The following is a 17,158-nucleotide window of genomic DNA, read 5'->3' on the forward strand; positions in this document are numbered from 1 at the left end:
ATAAAAAAATCTCCTATTTTATCATAGGAGATTTTTTATTTTTATGCAAATCATCAACTTATATCCAGCCTCTAAAACGCGAAGCTTCAGCCATTTTGCGAACGCCGACCATATATGCAGCGAGCCTCATGTCAATTCTTCGGTTGTTAGCCATTTCATAAATATTGTTAAATGATTTGACCATCATTTTTTCTAATTTTTCTTCTACCTCTTCTTCACTCCAGTAGAAGCCTTGGTTATTCTGAACCCATTCAAAATAAGAAACTGTTACGCCACCGGCACTTGCCAGCACGTCTGGTACAAGCAGAATGTCCCGGTCTGAAAGAATTTTTGTTCCTTCAAGCGTTGTTGGTCCGTTCGCTGCTTCAACGACAATTTTAGCCCGGATATTATGGGCATTTTCTTCTGTAATTTGATTTTCAATCGCAGCAGGAACGAGAATATCACAATCCAGCTCCAGCAGCTCTTGGTTGGTAATGGTATCGTTGAAAAGCTTTGTTACGGTACCGAAGCTGTCGCGTCGGTCGAGTAAATAATCGATATCAAGGCCTTCCGGATCATAAAGTCCGCCATACGCATCTGAGATGCCGACAACTTTTGCCCCCGCATCATGCATAAATTTTGCCAAATAGCTTCCCGCGTTTCCGAAGCCTTGGACAACGACACGCGCACCTTTAATATCGATGCCTCTCTTCTTAGCCGCTTCTTTAATACAGATGGTAACACCTTTTGCTGTCGCAGATTCTCTCCCGTGAGATCCGCCAAGCACAAGCGGTTTGCCTGTAATAAATCCAGGCGAATTAAATTCATCAATTCTTGAATACTCATCCATCATCCAAGCCATGATTTGTGAGTTTGTAAATACATCCGGTGCCGGCACGTCTTTTGTCGGGCCGACAATTTGGCTGATCGCTCTGACATACCCTCTGCTCAGACGCTCCAGCTCTCTAAACGACATATCCCTTGGATCACAAACAATTCCGCCTTTACCACCGCCATATGGAAGATCAATTATGCCGCATTTTAAACTCATCCAAATTGAAAGCGCCTTCACCTCTTTTTCTGTTACGTTCGGGTGAAAACGTATCCCGCCTTTCGTTGGACCGACAGAGTCATTGTGCTGCGCACGATATCCTGTGAAAATCTTTACTGAACCGTCGTCCATACGAACAGGTATTTTTACCGTTAATAATCTCATCGGCTCTTTTAACAATTCGTATACCTCTTCGGGATATCCCAATTTTTCCAGAGCCTTATGTATTACGGTTTGGGTTGATTTTAATACATCAAGTTTGTCCTCTTCTGTATGACCGGTGTTTCGATCGGCTGCCATTTGAGTTAACCTCCTAGAATCTTCTGTTTCTCACATGCTCCCTTTCAGAGAATAGTATACACCTTCATATGATCTGTGCATAGAATAAACGTTATGTTTTTCCATGTTTTTTAATGAAAAAAAACTGCTGAAATCAGCAGTTTTCCGTTGCATTCTTATGAAAAATGAGTTTGTATCGTCTCTACGGCATTACCGTCCATAATGAGCTTACCATACTCTTGCAGGCGATAAATCGTTAAAGTTGTCGGATTGCCGTATTCAGCCAGAACCGCCACAACCCCTTCAGCCGTATGTGACCCTAGATCTTCAAGGCTTAAAAAGTACTGCCCGTCATAGTGGTAGACAGTTCCCCCTGTGATACCGATTCGCTGTAAGCTTTCTGAAAGCTGAATGATATCTTCAAAGGAATGGAATTGATATATGATGTCCGCGCTTTCATCAAGCTTGACTTGCATTTCGATGTAATCATCATCATACTCATCGTCTTCTGAATCGGCGTCTTGGTTCTTTGTTACAATCACGACCATCCCTTGTGCTTGGAGAGAATACACTTCCACTGCAATCGGTCCATTCGCTTCAAAGCCGAGCTCTGTATTTGCTTCATTCATCATATCTTTAAATAACTGGTGGACTTTAAATGAGTCCTTCCAGAGGTCTTCTTTTGTCAATCCCCGGTCTGTCAAATCATCGAGGGTTAAAAAGATTTTGATCTTATTATAATTCAGACGCTCAAGCCGCATAACGTTCCCTCCTGCCTCTACTTGCACACAAATCATATAACACATTATATGAGATGATGAGTCATAGGTTCTTAATTGTTATCAGTTTACACTGAGTTCACTAGTAAGACAAGCACAATGCAGTTTTTATTGCCATATGGATTTTTGCTTTTTAGAAGTTATTCTGGCCCGCAAAGAGTCACAATGTGTGTTTCAGGCTCAGCACCTAAACGAAGAGGCACTTTTGTCGTGCCGTAGCCGTTGCTGATCAGATATGCCGCGTTTTTAACAATACCTGTTTTCCCCAGTTCATAAGGGCCAAATTTTCCAAACCTGATCTGGCCTCCATGGGTATGTCCGCTGAGTATCACATCAATACCGTCATCTTCATTGATTTGTTCATGAATCTCCGGATTATGGCAAACCAGAATATTCAGCTGGCTTTCATCAAGTTCTTTGATGGCTTCCTCATAATGATCCATCTCCATCCTGATATCATCAACCCCCGCAATCGCAATCGTATGCCCATTGTATGAAAACGGGACTGACTCATTTCTCAGAGTGATGACGCCGTGTGCTTTAAATATGGAATACAGCTTATGCTGCCTGACTTCATAATCATTATTCCCCCACACAAACACGATAGGGACCCCGAAATGCACGAGCCTTTTGATGTTTTCCTCGATTCTCGCACTGGGCACCCCGCCCTCAGCTAAATCACCGCCGATTATAACCAAGTGAGGGGCATGGCTTCGCGCTTTTTCTAAAAGGTCTTGATCGATGAGACGTTTGTGAATGTCTGAAATAAAAAAGATTGTCAGAGGCGGCTTGCCCTTCATCTTTGATAAAGGAAACGTATGTGTCTTCAAATGATTGCCTTTTGCTGTTGCATACATTTTTGCCGTCATTGCCGCTGCCGCAACAGTTAGTACACCGGCAATTTTCACTGATAGCTTCATAAAAAACTCTCCATTCTTTTTAGAACTTATCAATAAGACGGACAATAAAAAAAAGACGTTTCTATCGTTTGAGAAAACGCCCCATTTTATTTACTTTCAAAATATAGATTAATGTCATATTTGTGCTTCATCATATGAAAAACAGACTCTCTCGCCTTCCATTTATCGGGCTGCGGCCAGAGATCAGTGCTTTTCTGAATAATTTCACATCTCAGTTTATGGAAATCAGTCTCGGATTTTTCTTCCTTTTTCTTGAAATAATATGAAGTGCAGTAGGCAAAAGCGGTTGCCAGCATCCAAAATAAATAAAAGGTATGGCTAAGTATTTCTTGAAGTATAAGCTGAGGCTCCGGGCTTTTGATCATGATCATAACACATAATAAGCCTAGGCAGATAAGTGAAGCCCATCGCCATCTGCGGCATTGTGCTGCATAGTTTTCGAATTTTTGTTTTCGTTTTACCAGCGCTTGGAGCATCTGTTTGGTCGGCGCGTCTGTAAACTGATCCAGCTGATTCCATAAGGATTCCATACGCTTCACACCTTGTCCATTTTCATTGCTACAATATATGAACGTAAAATAAAAATAATACCCTATTCATCCATTAAGGGGATGTCCAAAACTTGTCCGGTGTAAACATCATTTCCATTCAGATGATTATACGCTCGAATTTTTTCTTCTCCTGTCCGGCTTTTATAATACTTCATGGAAATGCGGTATAGCGTTTCTTTCTTTTGGACGGTGTGCTTGACAACGCGATTCGGCACATTTTGAACTGGCTCAGCCGGCTGCGGTTGCGGTTCTTGCTGTTGTACTGTTGATTGGGAAGAGGAAGCAGCCGCGGCGGTTGCTTCCTCCTTATTTGCCGAGTCTTCTTTTTCCGCTACAGCAGTCTGTTTCTTATCAGCAGCTGTTTGCTCTTTTGGCTTGGAATCTTCAGGCTCTTTTTTTGACTCCTTCTGCAGTGCGGTCTCTTTAGTGTCTGCGGTATCGTTTTTATCCTCTGATTTCGGGACAACCTCATATTTGCTTTGGCTGCTGTCAATAAAAACATCTTCATAATCGTCATGATTATCCGGGTGGCTCTTTAGATAAAATAAGGTGACTAAAACGATAACCGGCACAAATACAAATATTACTGCGAGTACTGTGAATAATGGCGTTTTTGTTTTGCCTTGCTTTTTTTTCTGTTCTCTTTGATTTTTTACAGATTGTCTTGTCGGAAGGTTTTCTCCATCATCGACATAATCGTCCGCCAATGCGGCGTTTTGATCTTCATAAAGATTCTGGGCTTTTCTTCTCTCTACTCTCGACATGTTCGTCATGTTTATCCCTCCTCACATGTTCAAAACGAATCTGACAGGCAAACACGGCATCAATGATAAAATGCGCCGTCATCGGAACAAATAAGTTGCCGGTCCATTCATACATCAGACCGAGCAAAAAGCTGATTGCTGTCACCATAATAAATAACAGCCATTTTGACAAATACCGAAAGTGCAGAGCGGCAAATATAAGACTGGCCGCCCATAAACCGATATGAGTCTGCAGCACTCCTCTGAATAACATTTCTTCCGCGAAAGCAATCAGAAGCGTTAAAAATATAATATGAGGGATTGACCTCTTACTGAATATTTTTTTATTGATTCCGCCGTCATCATATAAATGAGACGGAAACCATTTCATTACTGCCACATCGGCTAAAATAACAATAACAGCTATAGAAACACCATACCAGATGATTCGCATATCGCGAATGTCCCAGAGCTTTAATACGTCCCGTACATCCTCAAAAAAGAACAGTCCTGCTGCAGCAGCGGCAAAGATGATGAGTAGCTGCGTCAAATATAACTGCTTCAGCATATCACGGTCAGACATATGCTGAATATAATCTTTTTGCTGTTTCAGTTCAGCTCACCTACAGTCTGCAAGTTGAATATCCGGTGCAATTCCGAACTCCAGCTGTCTAATGGCGCCATTTTACTCCGTTCCCCTTTTTGTTCATACAAGGATAAATCAAAACCGCAATATGAACAGCACGGGAGGTTTCCGTCATCAGGCTCGTATGATTCATCAAAGTAGGTTAACAGTGCCTGCCTTAAACAGCCGTCACGCTGAAGTAAAAATGATACACGGTGCATTTTTTCCAGCTTCAGCTCCATGCGATATGAAATTTCTTTCTTCATCAGTTCAACTGATGTTTTTCCCTGCATAAAGAGATGAATCATCATACGGGCCTGTGTCTCTCCGACGCCATACTGAAGTAATACGTCACGAAGCCTTCTCTCATCCCGCTCCTCCGTCTTCTCTAGCACACGGATCACGTCGGCGATTTCTTCAGCTGTGACACTCTCCATCTGGATAATCTGTTCCTGCAATTCAAAATCCCCTGGCGCCCGCAGCAAAATGCTGACACTCGGCTTTCCGTCGCGGCCCGCTCTTCCGATTTCCTGCATAAAAGCTTCTGCCGTCTGCGGGAGGTGAAAATGAATTACATATCTGATATCAGGTTTATCGACACCCATTCCAAACGCATTCGTACAACATATCACATCAAGCTGGTTATGAATAAACTGCTGCTGAATTAAAATCCTGTCCCCTGACTCCAAACCGCCATGGTAAAAGTCGGCTCTGCTGCTCGTTTTGCTTTTAATTTCACCCGCTAATTCCTCAGCCCATTTCCGTGTCGGACAATAAACAATTCCCGGGCCTTGCAGGTTTTCAACCAGCTGAATGACCCTATCTATTTTTTCGGCAGTATCCGCCGCATTTTCAACCCTCAGTGCGATGTTTGGGCGGTTGACTGAGTTGAGATGCCGTACAGCATGCTGCAGCTCGAGCAGGTTCATGACATCTTGCAGCGTTTCCTTTGTAGCCGTGGCGGTCAATGCCAGAACGGGCGGGTGTCCAAGTTTTTTTCTCAGCTGTCCGAGCTTTGAATAATCAGGCCTGAAGTCGTGTCCCCATTCAGAAATACAATGCGCTTCGTCAATAACAAATAGGCTGATCGGGACGCTTTTCAATTTTTCCAATACATATGGAGACTGTAAAGCTTCAGGCGACAAGTACAAAAATTTATATCGATGAATATGTTCTAAAACAAATTGTCTTTCCTGCCTGTTAAGCATGCTGTTCAAAGCTGCAGCACGCTTTTCCCCCCGGGCTTTGAGCTGCTGCACCTGATCCTCCATTAAAGAAAGCAGTGGAGAAACGATTAATACCATGCCGTCAAGCATATAACCAGGCAGCTGGTAGCAAAGCGATTTCCCTCCCCCAGTCGGGAGCATTGCAATGGTATCCTTCCCGCTGAGTATGCTTTCAATAATGTCCTGCTGCCCTTTTTTAAAGGAAGTAAAACCAAAAAACTGATATAACGTTTGCTGTAATTTAGTCATATTGCTGCACCTGCTTTGTCAATGCCAGTCTGATTTGAAAGTAGCTGAACCGCTGTTCCAGCCCGTCGCGAATTTGTTTGATTTTATTCGTCCGCATCCGTTTGGCAAACTCTGCGATTTGGAGCTGGTCTTCTGCTGATACATAATCATTAATCATAAACGTAGGCTCATGGAGAGAAATCTCGACAATGTGGTCTTCAATCGTCGCTGTTTTCAGCTTTCTGATTTCAGCAATTCGATGTATCGGAAACCCTTGTTTGACCATCTGCCATGTTTTCCTCGTCGACTCTGTCAGGGCATTATCTAAGTGCACATCAGAAAGGAGATCCTTTAACAAAGCATCTTCACACTCCGGAAGAGAATGAATAAAATAATGTACCGAAGCCCAAAACATGATATAGACATACCATTCGTCTTCTTTCATCGTATCAGCAAGCTGCCTGCTCGTATAACCGATCCGATGGTGCGAGGTTAAGGAGTAGACAAAAATTTGCGCTGCTTTGTTTTCAATCTTTTTCAAATGCGCCTCAAGCATGGCAAAAAGGCTTTTTGCCATCTCTATATGATCCGTATGCCGGGACAGGTATTTCTTTACCCAGTGAAGTGTCTTATGATCCTTTGTGACAGGGATATACTGCCTGCTCCCTTGCTGTTTATGGGATAAGACCTGCACAAGCAGCGAAAGCCTTTTCCAAAGCACGCCGGCAGCCTGCTGATAATGAGCACCGTGACAATAAACGGGCCACGGCCGCTCGCTAAGGGAATGTCTCAAAACTGCTGCGCCGCTGGCTGTCACTTTGTATGTATCTGTTTCAGACATTGGCGCGAGATATGAATGCTTTTCAAGCTTGTCAAGCGACGCAGAAATATCGCTTCTCGAACATTTTGCCGCCATTCCAAAGTATTTTGCAGTCTGAAATAAGCCGGCATCTTGAATGGTTTGTGACGATCTCTTGCCTTTGAATAGGTGAAAAACAGCGCTTCCCGACCGTTCCCCGTTTATTTTGCAAAGACAATCGAGAACCATAATATCGAAGTAATTTAATGACAACCTATCCACCTACATTCTTCCTGACAAAAATCGTTGATTTGCTCTTTTTATTTTAACAGATTTCAAACAGAAATCGACGTTTAAAGTCATCATTAAGGGGGATGTTATGTAGATAACCCCTTATGTGATAAGCATTCTCAATCATTTTTCTGTTGAAATGTAGCAGCAACATCATTACAATAAGTAAGAGGAATAGGTGTTAAATTGATTAAATATAAAGATTGATCCATTTGTTCCACCAAGAACAATCTGGGAGGTTTTATTCATGGCAAAGTACACAATCGTAGACAAAGATACATGTATTGCATGCGGCGCTTGCGGAGCTGCTGCACCAGACATTTACGATTACGATGATGAAGGCATCGCGTTCGTAACGCTTGATGAAAACAAAGGTGTTGTCGAAGTTCCTGAGGTACTGGAAGAAGATATGATTGACGCATTTGAAGGATGCCCTACTGATTCCATCAAAGTGGCGGATGAGCCATTTGAAGGCGACCCGCTTAAATTTGAATAGAAGTAACTAAAAAAAGCTCCCGAACGGGAGCTTTTTTATTTAATGGATATGTGCACTTCGCTGCTGCTCAATCCATGGCTTAAGCTTGATAAAAATTAGTGAGAATACAACCGTAATTACAATACCTTTTATCATGTTAAACGGCAGGATACCTGCGACGACTGCTGTTTTTAGCGCGCTGTCGGATAATGCCGGTGAATGTAAAAACCACGTGTATGCCGGAAGAATCAGAACATAATTTAAAATACTCATTAAAATGGTCATCGCTGCAGTTCCCAAAAGCAGGCTGACAGCCAAGCCCTTTGCTGAGTTGAGTTTTTTAAATAAGAAAGCAGTCGGTAATATAAAGAGTGTTCCTGCAATAAAATTCGCAACTTGCCCTACAGGAACTCCGGCCATGCTTCCCTGAATGATATACTGAAGAACATTTTTTATCGCTTCTACGGCAATACCCGCCAAAGGTCCGTAAATCAGAATGGCAATAATAGCGGGAACGTCGCTAAAATCGATTTTTAAATAATCCGGAAGACCCGGAAACGGGAAATTTAACAGCATCAAAACAAATGCAATGCTGCTCAGCATGCTGACCACAACTAATTTTTTTACTTTCACTTCATTCTCTCCTTTTCGATCACATCTTACTCGAAAACGGAAAGGTTCTTTTCCAGCCAATAAAAAAACCGCTTCATATATAAAAGCGGGGTTTCGAAAATTAGGCTAGGCAAAGAAACGTTTGAAAAATTCAATTTCAAAACGCTTATGAACCTCCATCTTCTCCCATCCAGACTGTACTGTCGGCTCCGGAATCTCACCGAATCCTGCTGTAAAGACAGCTCGCGGGCTTAGAGCCATTGGCTCATCACCGCCGGTAGGGAATTTCACCCTGCCCCGAAGATTGATCATATGAAATTTAATTACATTATAAACGATAACTGGTTGGCTGTATAGAGAATTGCTTCAAATTATATATATTACCTGCAAGCTGTCAAATCATTGATTTATTAGGCTTTACTTTTATCCTTTACTGCGTCAATACACGTTGACACTCTTTTGAGAATATGTTAAATTATCAGATATTTAGTTTGTCAATTTAGGAGGAAATCTAACGATGTTTCGAGTATTGGTCTCAGACAAAATGAGCAACGACGGTTTACAGCCACTTATTGAATCAGACTTTATTGAAATCGTTCAAAAAAACGTAGCAGATGCAGAAGATGAATTACATACTTTTGATGCTCTTTTGGTGCGAAGTGCGACAAAAGTAACAGAAGACCTTTTCAACAAAATGACTTCTTTAAAAATTGTCGGAAGAGCCGGTGTCGGTGTCGATAATATCGATATTGATGAGGCTACGAAACACGGGGTAATCGTGATCAATGCTCCGAACGGCAACACCATTTCGACAGCTGAGCATACATTTGCAATGATCTCTTCTTTAATGAGACACATTCCGCAGGCTAATATCTCAGTGAAATCCAGAGAGTGGAACCGCACAGCTTATGTGGGTTCAGAGCTCTATGGAAAAACGCTTGGTATTGTAGGATTAGGCCGAATCGGAAGTGAAATTGCACAGCGTGCGAGAGCGTTCGGTATGACAGTGCACGTTTTTGATCCTTTCTTAACGGAAGAAAGAGCGAAAAAAATCGGCGTAAACAGCCGCACATTTGAAGAAGTGCTTGAAAGTGCGGATATCATTACCGTTCACACGCCTTTAACAAAAGAAACAAAAGGCTTATTGAATAAAGAAACAATTGCAAAAACGAAAAAAGGCGTTCGCTTAATTAACTGTGCGCGAGGCGGAATTATCGATGAAGCAGCACTTCTCGAAGCTTTGGAAAACGGGCATGTTGCGGGAGCGGCTCTTGACGTTTTCGAAGTTGAACCGCCAGTTGACAACAAACTTGTTGATCATCCATTAGTCATTGCCACTCCTCACTTGGGAGCATCAACGAAAGAAGCACAGCTCAATGTCGCCGCCCAAGTGTCAGAAGAAGTTCTGCAGTTCGCAAAAGGCCTGCCTGTCATGTCAGCTATCAACCTGCCTGCCATGACAAAAGATGAATTTGCTAAAATTAAGCCCTACCATCAAATTGCAGGAAAAATTGGCAGCCTTGTATCACAGTGCATGAAAGAACCAGTACAGGATGTTGCCATTCAATATGAAGGCACAATTGCTAAACTTGAAACATCGTTCATTACAAAAGCCCTTCTGTCAGGCTTTTTAAAACCGCGCGTTGACTCTACTGTTAACGAGGTCAATGCCGGGGGTGTCGCAAAAGAACGCGGCATCAGCTTCAGTGAAAAAATTTCCTCTTCTGAATCTGGATACGATAACTGCATCAGCGTAAAAGTGACAGGAGACCGCAGCACCTTTACTGTAACGGCTACGTATATTCCTCATTTCGGAGAACGAATTGTCGAGATCAATGGATTTAATATTGATTTTTATCCGACAGGTCACTTGGTGTATATCCAGCATCAAGATACAACAGGTGTCATCGGCCGAGTAGGACGTATTCTCGGAGATAATGATATTAACATTGCAACTATGCAGGTTGGCCGTAAGGAAAAAGGCGGAGAAGCCATCATGATGCTTTCCTTTGACAGACATCTGGAAGATAAAATTGTGAAAGAACTAACAAATGTCCCTGATATTGTGTCCGTGAAGCTCATTGATCTGCCATAATCAAAAAAACTCAAGCTATATAGCTTGAGTTTTTTTATTGTTCTATCCCCGTGTGTTTTTATGCAAAATATCTAAGACACTCCTTAGCTCAGAAACAGGAATTTGGCCTGGTGCGGACGCCTCTTCTCCAGCTCCAAAAGTACAAGCCGATCCAAAAACCTCACCGCTCAGCCTGCTGATGAGCCCTGTTGCAGCCATTGACATTGTAATAATGGGGCGGTCTGCATATTTTGTTTTCATTGTATACGTCGCATCAAGCAGCGTTAGGAGATCTCCAGTATCATTCGGCATGACAGCCATTTTGGGAATATGTGCCCCTAAATCCTGCATTTTCCGAAGTCTTGAAAGAATCTCATCTTTCGAAGGTGTTTTTTCAAAGTCGTGATTTGACATCACCACATAGACGTTGTTTTCTTCCGCCAGCGATACTAACGCCTTTACATTTGCATCTCCTGAAAATAATTCGATATCTATCAGATCGATGTCTTTTGTTTGGATTGCCGATTCCAGCAAAGCAAGATAGGAGCTTTCGTCCATCTCCATGCTCCCGCCCTCTTTGTGGGTTCTGAATGTAAATAGAAATAGCTTGTCTTCTAAAGAATTACGAAGCTTAGAAATGAGCTTTGTGACCGCTTCTCTGTCATTCGCTTTTTCAAATACGTCGACTCTCCATTCAACAATGTCCGGATTCAGTAATTTTACTGCCTCTGCTTCATTCAGAATTTGTTTTTCCGTCTTTCCCATCAGCGGAACGATGATTTTCGGCGTTCCTTCCCCGATGGAAACTCCTTTAATTGTTAACACGTTCACTCATCTCAAATCCTTTCAATCTTTACCTTGTTTTATTATACACTTACAACTTTTTTTTGAAAATTCTATTATATGAATAGCAACTAAAAAAGAGCCTCAAAGGGCCCATTTTAGTTTAAGAAAATCGGATTTGGAGCAGCCGGTACCGGAATTGCATCTGATACGTCATATTTGCCGATTTTGTTTGTTCTTGTTTCGGTAAAGGTCACTTCTGTGAAGCCAAACTCTTTTGCGGTTAAAAGAAGTCCCTCAATCATTAAAATACTGGCAATAGAATCCTCAACTTCTGAGTCCTTTGAGAAACGGATATATAAGTGCTTCTGTTTCTTCGTTACAGATTGGACAGTACCCGCTTGAATAAGCGGTGTTGTATCTTTTTGACTGCTCGATTCCATTTCATTAATCGCTTCTTTTACCGTATCAAATGTTTTTTCTGACGGAATGAGAAAGTTTCCTTGTTTATTTTTGTACAAGTAGTAAGCTCTTTTTGACTGTTTTGGAATCGAAATTTCCGTAAAAGTGCCATATGAGCCAATCCGAACCCCAGTCTCATTTTGATCCGATAAAAATTTGACTTTTTCATAAGGACTCCATTTTAAGGATTCTTTAAGCAATTTTTTTAACAGTGTATCATCTTTTACAGAAAATGCCGTAGCTGGCTGATGGACTCGTATACTTAATTCCTTCTGCTTTGGTTTTTCTTTTATTTCTACTTCATCTATGAAGGATGGAATTGTAATGGCATGATCCAAGATATCCAATTCACTACTTACAGTCAGCATGTCCTGGATCGTTTGGTATGCATTTGTTTTTTGAATGCTGACAGGTATGATTGCAGATGTATCGGCATCAGCAACTGCTACAGTGATGTAATTGTCTTGTTCCTTTTCAGTTACAACAAACGATGTATGATCCAGGGATGATGCAGCTTTTGGGCTGTCTTCTGTCTCAGTTTTCGTTACTGCGTTCTCTTGGGACGCTTCTTTTTGTTGAGGCTGTGCCTGATCAAAGAAATGAGGAGAAATAATGAAGGCGATATAAACCGCAATTGCAGCGGCACACGCGGGGCCAATCCACCTGACAGCGGGCTTATTTTTACGCTTTGCCATCGTCAGCCGCTTGTAAATATCCTGAGGCGAACGATGGTCTTTAACTGCCGGAAGTTGACTTAACAACTCCTTTATCTGTTCTTCGTTCCATTCTGACTTCATCATCCATTAGCTCCTCCCTCAAAAGCTCCATATGTTTCCGAAGTACTTTGAGCCCTCTGTGTTGGGTCGTTTTTACTTTGCTTTCCGAGAAGCGCAGAGCCTTGGCTGTTTCCTGTATTGAATATCCCTGAATAAACCGCAAGATAATCACAGCTCTTTGATCGATTGTACATTGATCAAGCGCAGCATAAATTTCCCGGACATTTTCATGTTGAACCGCAAGTTCGTCCGGGAGCAATTGCTGATCCCTGACATCCTGTGTATCCCAGTCAAATGTACCGAGTATACGCTGTCTGATTGTTTGCTGTTTACGAAACCAGTCTATCGCAACATGGCGTGCGATAGACAAAAGCCATGTTTTTTCACTGCTTCTTCCTTCAAACGTATGATAAGAATTTAATACCCGGATATAAACCTCTTGAAGAAGGTCTTCTGTCTGGTTTTTATCCTTTACCATATAAAATAAAAATTGGTACAAATCTTGATGATATGTATCATATAATAATTGAAAGGTTTCTTCCATTTGAAACCCCTCCGTTCACTTTTTTGTCGTATGAATAGCTTGAAAAGTTACATTACAACTATATTACGAGTAACTGGAATTTGGAAGGGAATTTATATTAACATATCCTTAAATTTTATTAATGTTGGCTATTAAAAAAACACCCGCTCAGTCAGCGGGTGTTTCTTATGGAACAAGATTCTTCGGCAAATTCAGACTCGATTTTACCGTTTTGTCGGAATATAAAAAGTAAATGTTGTTCCTTTATCTATTCGGCTGTGCACAGTAATTGATCCGTTGTGGGCTTCCACGATATTTTTAACGATAGCCAGCCCTAACCCGGTTCCTGCTCTGCCCCTTGTCCGCGCTTTATCTGCCTTATAAAACCGCTCAAAGATAAATGGCAGATCTTCTTCCGGTATGCCGGACCCGGAGTCTTTGATATCAATTTTCAATCCATCCTTCACAGAATGGACTGAAATGGAGACACTGCCACCGGATGAAGTATGCCGCAACGCGTTATCGATCAAATTGGTAAATACCTGCTCCATCTTGTCTTCATCAAACATAAATTCCTCTTCTGTGAGGGAAATGTCATGATGTAAAGCAATATTTTTTTCTTTCGCAACACCGGAAAACTTCCGAATGATCTTTTCTAAAAACTCATTCACATTGATTTTTTCATAATGTAAGCCTGTATGGCCTGATTCCATTCGGGCTAAATCAAGCAAATCATTAACTAAACGGCCCATTCGGAGCGATTCGTCATAAATGATTTGAGCAATTTCTTTCCGGTCTTCTTCAGAGCTTGCAATGTCATCGACAATTGCTTCACTGTATCCCTGAAGCATGGAGATTGGTGTTCTCAGCTCATGACTGACATTTGCGATAAAGTCCTCCCGCAGCTTATCAAGGCGGCGTTCTTCTGTCATGTCACGCAGTACGGCAACCGCTCCTCTGACGTGCGATTCCGCATAAAGCGGCGACATCAAAAGCACCCATGATCTGCCTTGAAGCGTCATCTCAATCATTTGTTCTTTTTCAGTGCTGACAGCGTTTTGAAACAGCTCTTTTGCTTCAGGCGGAAGGTTGTCGCCTTCTTTGATATTCATGTTCTGTTCATAATACCAAGCCTGAAGAAAACGTTCAGCCGGAGGGTTGGTCACAAGAATCGTACCGTCAATATTAATGGTAATAACCCCGTCAGCCATACTGCTCAAAATGTTAGAAAGCTGCTCTTTTTCTTGATTGAGCGCATTGATATGAAAGTTAAGCTGCCGGCCCATTTGATTAAAAGCGGTCGCCAGTTCACCGATTTCATCCTGAGTTAAAATCGGGATTTTTGTATCGAACTTGCCCTTCGCCAAATCCTGCGCGCCTTCTCTCATTTTTCGGAGAGGGTACGTGACCCTGCTTGATAAAAAGAATGCGAAAAATGTGGTCAGCACAATTGCAATTCCAGCGGCAAGAAAAATATAGCGGGTCGTATGTTTTGTTGTATCTTTAACGGCAAGCAAAGACTGGGATAAAAAGACCATGCCTTTCTTTCCGTCTTTTTCATACGGGACACCTACAATCAGGCGTTCATTATCCGTGTCTGTATCGCTCAGTCCCGTCCGTTTGCTTACTTTTTTATGGTCTTTGAGAGCTTTATTTAAGTCTTTGTCATGCTGTATTTGCTCAACCGTAATAGACGACAGGCGATTTTTATCATTCGGAGAATACCAGTGGTTCTTCTCATCCTGGATGATGGCAATGCTTGTTAAGTTATCAGCGAGCTCCCAAGTGATTGACCTTGCCAGTGCCTGGTCCTCGTGATTTTCTAGGATGACAGCAACTTTATTCGCAAGCTGTGTTAAATCATTCTCGGCTTCTTCCACATGGTAGTTTTCAATAAACTCCAGCAAAAGAACCGTTAAAATGAACAATACGATCAAGACGAGTGAAAGGATCGTAAACCACAGCTTGCCTACTACGCTTTTCCAAAATTTCATTCAGCGCCGACCTCAAATTTATAACCTACACCCCATACGGTGACAATTTTTTTCGCAGCTTCCGGAGATACCTTGTTCAGCTTCTCTCTCAAGCGTTTGACGTGAGTGTCCACTGTGCGTAAATCACCAAAAAACTCATATTGCCACACTTCTTTCAGAAGCTTTTCCCGATCATACACCTTGTCAGGCGTTTTCGCTAAGAAATATAGAAGCTCATACTCTTTTGGCGTCAGGCTCACTTCTGTTCCATCAGCTGTTACGCGGTGAGCATCATGGTCTATTGACAGATGTGAAAACACGAGCACATTTTTCGTCGGTGTATTGGCATTGAAATAAGAGGTTTGGGATGCTCTTCTCAAAAGGGCCTTTACACGCAGCACGACTTCTCTCGGGCTGAACGGCTTAACAATATAATCATCTGTTCCCGCTTCAAACCCCTGCACCCGGTTTGCTTCTTCTCCTTTTGCGGTCAGCATGATAATGGGTGTCGCTTTTTTTTCACGAATTTGCCGGCACACTTCAATTCCATCAGTCCCCGGCATCATCAGATCAAGCAAAATTAAGTCATAATTGGCTTCAAGCCCTTTAGTAATGGCTTCATCACCATTTTCAGCTTCATCTATAGCATAATTTTCACGTTCAAGATACATTCTTAAAAGGCGGCGAATTCTGGCTTCGTCATCAACTACTAATATTTTTGTTTCGTTCGTTTGGTCCATGTTTTCCCCCTGCTTTCCTTCTGTTACTTTCATTTTATCAAATCGTGAGAAAGTTTGAGAACTGTGTCGCTTTCAAAGGACTATGCATAAGAATGAAGTCCGGCAAGCACAAGATTTACGAATATTAAATTAAACATAATAATAGCAAAACCGATTACGGCCAGCCATGCTGACTTCTCACCGTGCCAGCCTCTTGACAGTCTTAAATGCAAGTAAGCGGCATAGAACAAAAATGTGATCAGCGCCCATACTTCCTTAGGGTCCCAGCCCCAAAATCTGGTCCACGCGAGCTGAGCCCAAATCATTGCAAAGATCAGCGCGCCGAGTGTAAAGATCGGAAATCCGATTGATACGGCCCTGTACCCAACCTCATCCACCAGATCAAGATTGACGTTTTTCACCAGCGGATGTAATAGAGCGCTGATTCTTTTTCTGATGATCAGACGGAGAGCCCCATACAACACAAGACCTGCTCCAAATGACCAAATGACAGTGTTCACTTTTCTGCCTGAGAAAAGCGCGGGAAGATCAACAAGCGGTTCCATTCTTCCTTCGGTCAAAAGCTCTCCCTGATGCGGACCGACAAGCGCGGGCATTTCGTACACCATCACGCTTTTTTCTTTACTTTTGTCCACCCAGTTAAACTCCGCTTCATAGCCTGCAAGACGAAATGCTGATGTGATTGCAATAAAGGCGACGGTTGTGACCAGGATAAACATAATCGCTTCAAGCCAGAAGGTCTTTTTGCTTGGCTTTGTCTGGTCTACATGCTTCAAAAGAAAGATGACACCAGCGACAAAGCTGATGGCAAGTATAGCTTGCCCAAGCGCGGCCGTTGTTACATGAATATACAGCCAGTTGCTTTGGAGCGAAGGAATTAAAGGCGAGATATCTGTCGGAAACATGCTGGCGTAGGCAATCAGCAATAAAGCAATTGACAGCGTAAACAGGCCTAATGAAGGCAATCTATAGAGAAAATAAAGAATGATAAACGCCAAAACAAGCATCATGCCAAAAGCGGTGGTGAATTCAAACATATTGCTGACCGGCGCATGGCCGCTGGCAGCCCACCTTGTGATGAAATATCCAAGGTGGCAGAAAAAACCGACAATAGAAAGGGTGATTCCAATGTTGGCCCATCGGTTTGGCTTGCCCTTTTTATCTTTATTCCCGCGTATGGCCCCGCCGAAGATCGGGACAGCGATTAAATACACAAGAAAGGCCGCATAAAGAAAATTTCCGCTCAGCTCTGCCATGACATCACTC

At 42.4% G+C, this 17,158-nt stretch carries 17 protein-coding genes and 1 riboswitch; of the genes, 2 read left to right on the forward strand and 15 right to left on the reverse strand.

All coding sequences use genetic code 11. The features are described 5' to 3' along the window. Window positions 1–58 precede the first annotated feature (58 nt). The 8 genes from gudB to NYE20_RS12700 form a co-directional block, all read right to left on the reverse strand. Window positions 59–1,333: an NAD-specific glutamate dehydrogenase gene (gudB, locus tag NYE20_RS12665; RefSeq protein WP_003230536.1), complete on the reverse strand. Its 1,275-nt coding sequence runs from the start codon at window positions 1,331–1,333 to the stop codon at window positions 59–61. A 155-nt stretch (window positions 1,334–1,488) separates the two neighbouring features. Then, window positions 1,489–2,073 carry a genetic competence negative regulator gene (locus NYE20_RS12670; RefSeq protein ID WP_003230533.1) on the reverse strand — a complete coding sequence of 195 codons (585 nt, stop codon included), beginning with the start codon at window positions 2,071–2,073 and terminating at the stop codon, window positions 1,489–1,491. A gap of 158 nt (window positions 2,074–2,231) precedes the next feature. Further along, the gene (locus tag NYE20_RS12675) at window positions 2,232–3,011 is read right to left on the reverse strand and encodes a metallophosphoesterase (RefSeq protein WP_003230532.1); all 780 of its coding nucleotides are present in this window, start codon (window positions 3,009–3,011) and stop codon (window positions 2,232–2,234) included. An 86-nt stretch (window positions 3,012–3,097) separates the two neighbouring features. Then, window positions 3,098–3,541, reverse strand: a complete 444-nt coding sequence (locus NYE20_RS12680; RefSeq protein ID WP_003230531.1) for a YpbF family protein — start codon at window positions 3,539–3,541, stop codon at window positions 3,098–3,100. A gap of 62 nt (window positions 3,542–3,603) precedes the next feature. Continuing rightward, window positions 3,604–4,335 carry a LysM peptidoglycan-binding domain-containing protein gene (locus NYE20_RS12685; protein ID WP_339183131.1) on the reverse strand — a complete coding sequence of 244 codons (732 nt, stop codon included), beginning with the start codon at window positions 4,333–4,335 and terminating at the stop codon, window positions 3,604–3,606. After that, window positions 4,286–4,888: a CPBP family intramembrane glutamic endopeptidase gene (locus tag NYE20_RS12690; RefSeq protein ID WP_038828565.1), complete on the reverse strand. Its 603-nt coding sequence runs from the start codon at window positions 4,886–4,888 to the stop codon at window positions 4,286–4,288. Before NYE20_RS12690 ends, NYE20_RS12685 begins: the two co-directional genes overlap by 50 nt. A 26-nt stretch (window positions 4,889–4,914) precedes the next feature. Beyond that, window positions 4,915–6,405: an ATP-dependent DNA helicase RecQ gene (locus tag NYE20_RS12695; RefSeq protein WP_038828563.1), complete on the reverse strand. Its 1,491-nt coding sequence runs from the start codon at window positions 6,403–6,405 to the stop codon at window positions 4,915–4,917. Next, entirely contained in the window at window positions 6,398–7,456 is a 1,059-nt protein-coding gene (locus NYE20_RS12700) for a helix-turn-helix domain-containing protein (RefSeq protein WP_014477210.1), read from the reverse strand. Before NYE20_RS12700 ends, NYE20_RS12695 begins: the two co-directional genes overlap by 8 nt. Before the next feature lie 265 nt (window positions 7,457–7,721). Here NYE20_RS12700 and NYE20_RS12705 point away from each other — a divergent pair, with 265 nt between their 5' ends. Then, window positions 7,722–7,970 (forward strand): ferredoxin, encoded by a 249-nt coding sequence (locus NYE20_RS12705; protein ID WP_003225461.1) that lies wholly within the window; start codon window positions 7,722–7,724, stop codon window positions 7,968–7,970. A gap of 39 nt (window positions 7,971–8,009) precedes the next feature. Here NYE20_RS12705 and fmnP read toward each other — a convergent pair whose 3' ends face one another. Beyond that, window positions 8,010–8,582 (reverse strand): riboflavin transporter FmnP, encoded by a 573-nt coding sequence (fmnP, locus tag NYE20_RS12710; RefSeq protein WP_004399159.1) that lies wholly within the window; start codon window positions 8,580–8,582, stop codon window positions 8,010–8,012. A gap of 153 nt (window positions 8,583–8,735) precedes the next feature. Next, a riboswitch (FMN riboswitch) is annotated at window positions 8,736–8,870 on the reverse strand. Between the two features lie 208 nt (window positions 8,871–9,078). Here fmnP and serA point away from each other — a divergent pair. After that, window positions 9,079–10,656, forward strand: coding sequence for a phosphoglycerate dehydrogenase (gene serA, locus NYE20_RS12715; RefSeq protein WP_004398713.1), 1,578 nt, complete (start codon window positions 9,079–9,081; stop codon window positions 10,654–10,656). A gap of 42 nt (window positions 10,657–10,698) precedes the next feature. Here the strand turns inward: serA and aroD are convergent, their stop codons facing one another. The 6 genes from aroD to resC all read right to left on the reverse strand — a co-directional run bounded on the left by aroD (window position 10,699) and on the right by resC (window position 17,148). Continuing rightward, window positions 10,699–11,466: a type I 3-dehydroquinate dehydratase gene (gene aroD, locus NYE20_RS12720; RefSeq protein ID WP_024571508.1), complete on the reverse strand. Its 768-nt coding sequence runs from the start codon at window positions 11,464–11,466 to the stop codon at window positions 10,699–10,701. Between the two features lie 110 nt (window positions 11,467–11,576). Further along, entirely contained in the window at window positions 11,577–12,680 is a 1,104-nt protein-coding gene (locus NYE20_RS12725) for a GerMN domain-containing protein (RefSeq protein WP_038828562.1), read from the reverse strand. Continuing rightward, on the reverse strand, window positions 12,616–13,200 hold the full coding sequence (gene sigX / locus NYE20_RS12730; RefSeq protein ID WP_003230521.1) for an RNA polymerase sigma factor SigX: 585 nt from the start codon (window positions 13,198–13,200) through the stop codon (window positions 12,616–12,618). Before sigX ends, NYE20_RS12725 begins: the two co-directional genes overlap by 65 nt. Window positions 13,201–13,403: 203 nt before the next feature. Further along, window positions 13,404–15,173, reverse strand: a complete 1,770-nt coding sequence (gene resE, locus NYE20_RS12735) for a sensor histidine kinase ResE (protein WP_021481567.1) — start codon at window positions 15,171–15,173, stop codon at window positions 13,404–13,406. Then, on the reverse strand, window positions 15,170–15,892 hold the full coding sequence (resD, locus tag NYE20_RS12740; protein ID WP_032726061.1) for a DNA-binding response regulator ResD: 723 nt from the start codon (window positions 15,890–15,892) through the stop codon (window positions 15,170–15,172). The genes resE and resD overlap by 4 nt, the downstream gene beginning before the upstream one ends. Before the next feature lie 80 nt (window positions 15,893–15,972). Further along, window positions 15,973–17,148 carry a cytochrome c biogenesis protein ResC gene (resC, locus tag NYE20_RS12745; protein WP_032726062.1) on the reverse strand — a complete coding sequence of 392 codons (1,176 nt, stop codon included), beginning with the start codon at window positions 17,146–17,148 and terminating at the stop codon, window positions 15,973–15,975. Between the last annotated feature and the right edge of the window lie 10 nt (window positions 17,149–17,158).

The organism is Bacillus sp. FSL R5-0416, assembly GCF_037975425.1.
In the GTDB taxonomy this organism is placed as follows: Bacteria; Bacillota; Bacilli; order Bacillales; family Bacillaceae; genus Bacillus; species Bacillus subtilis.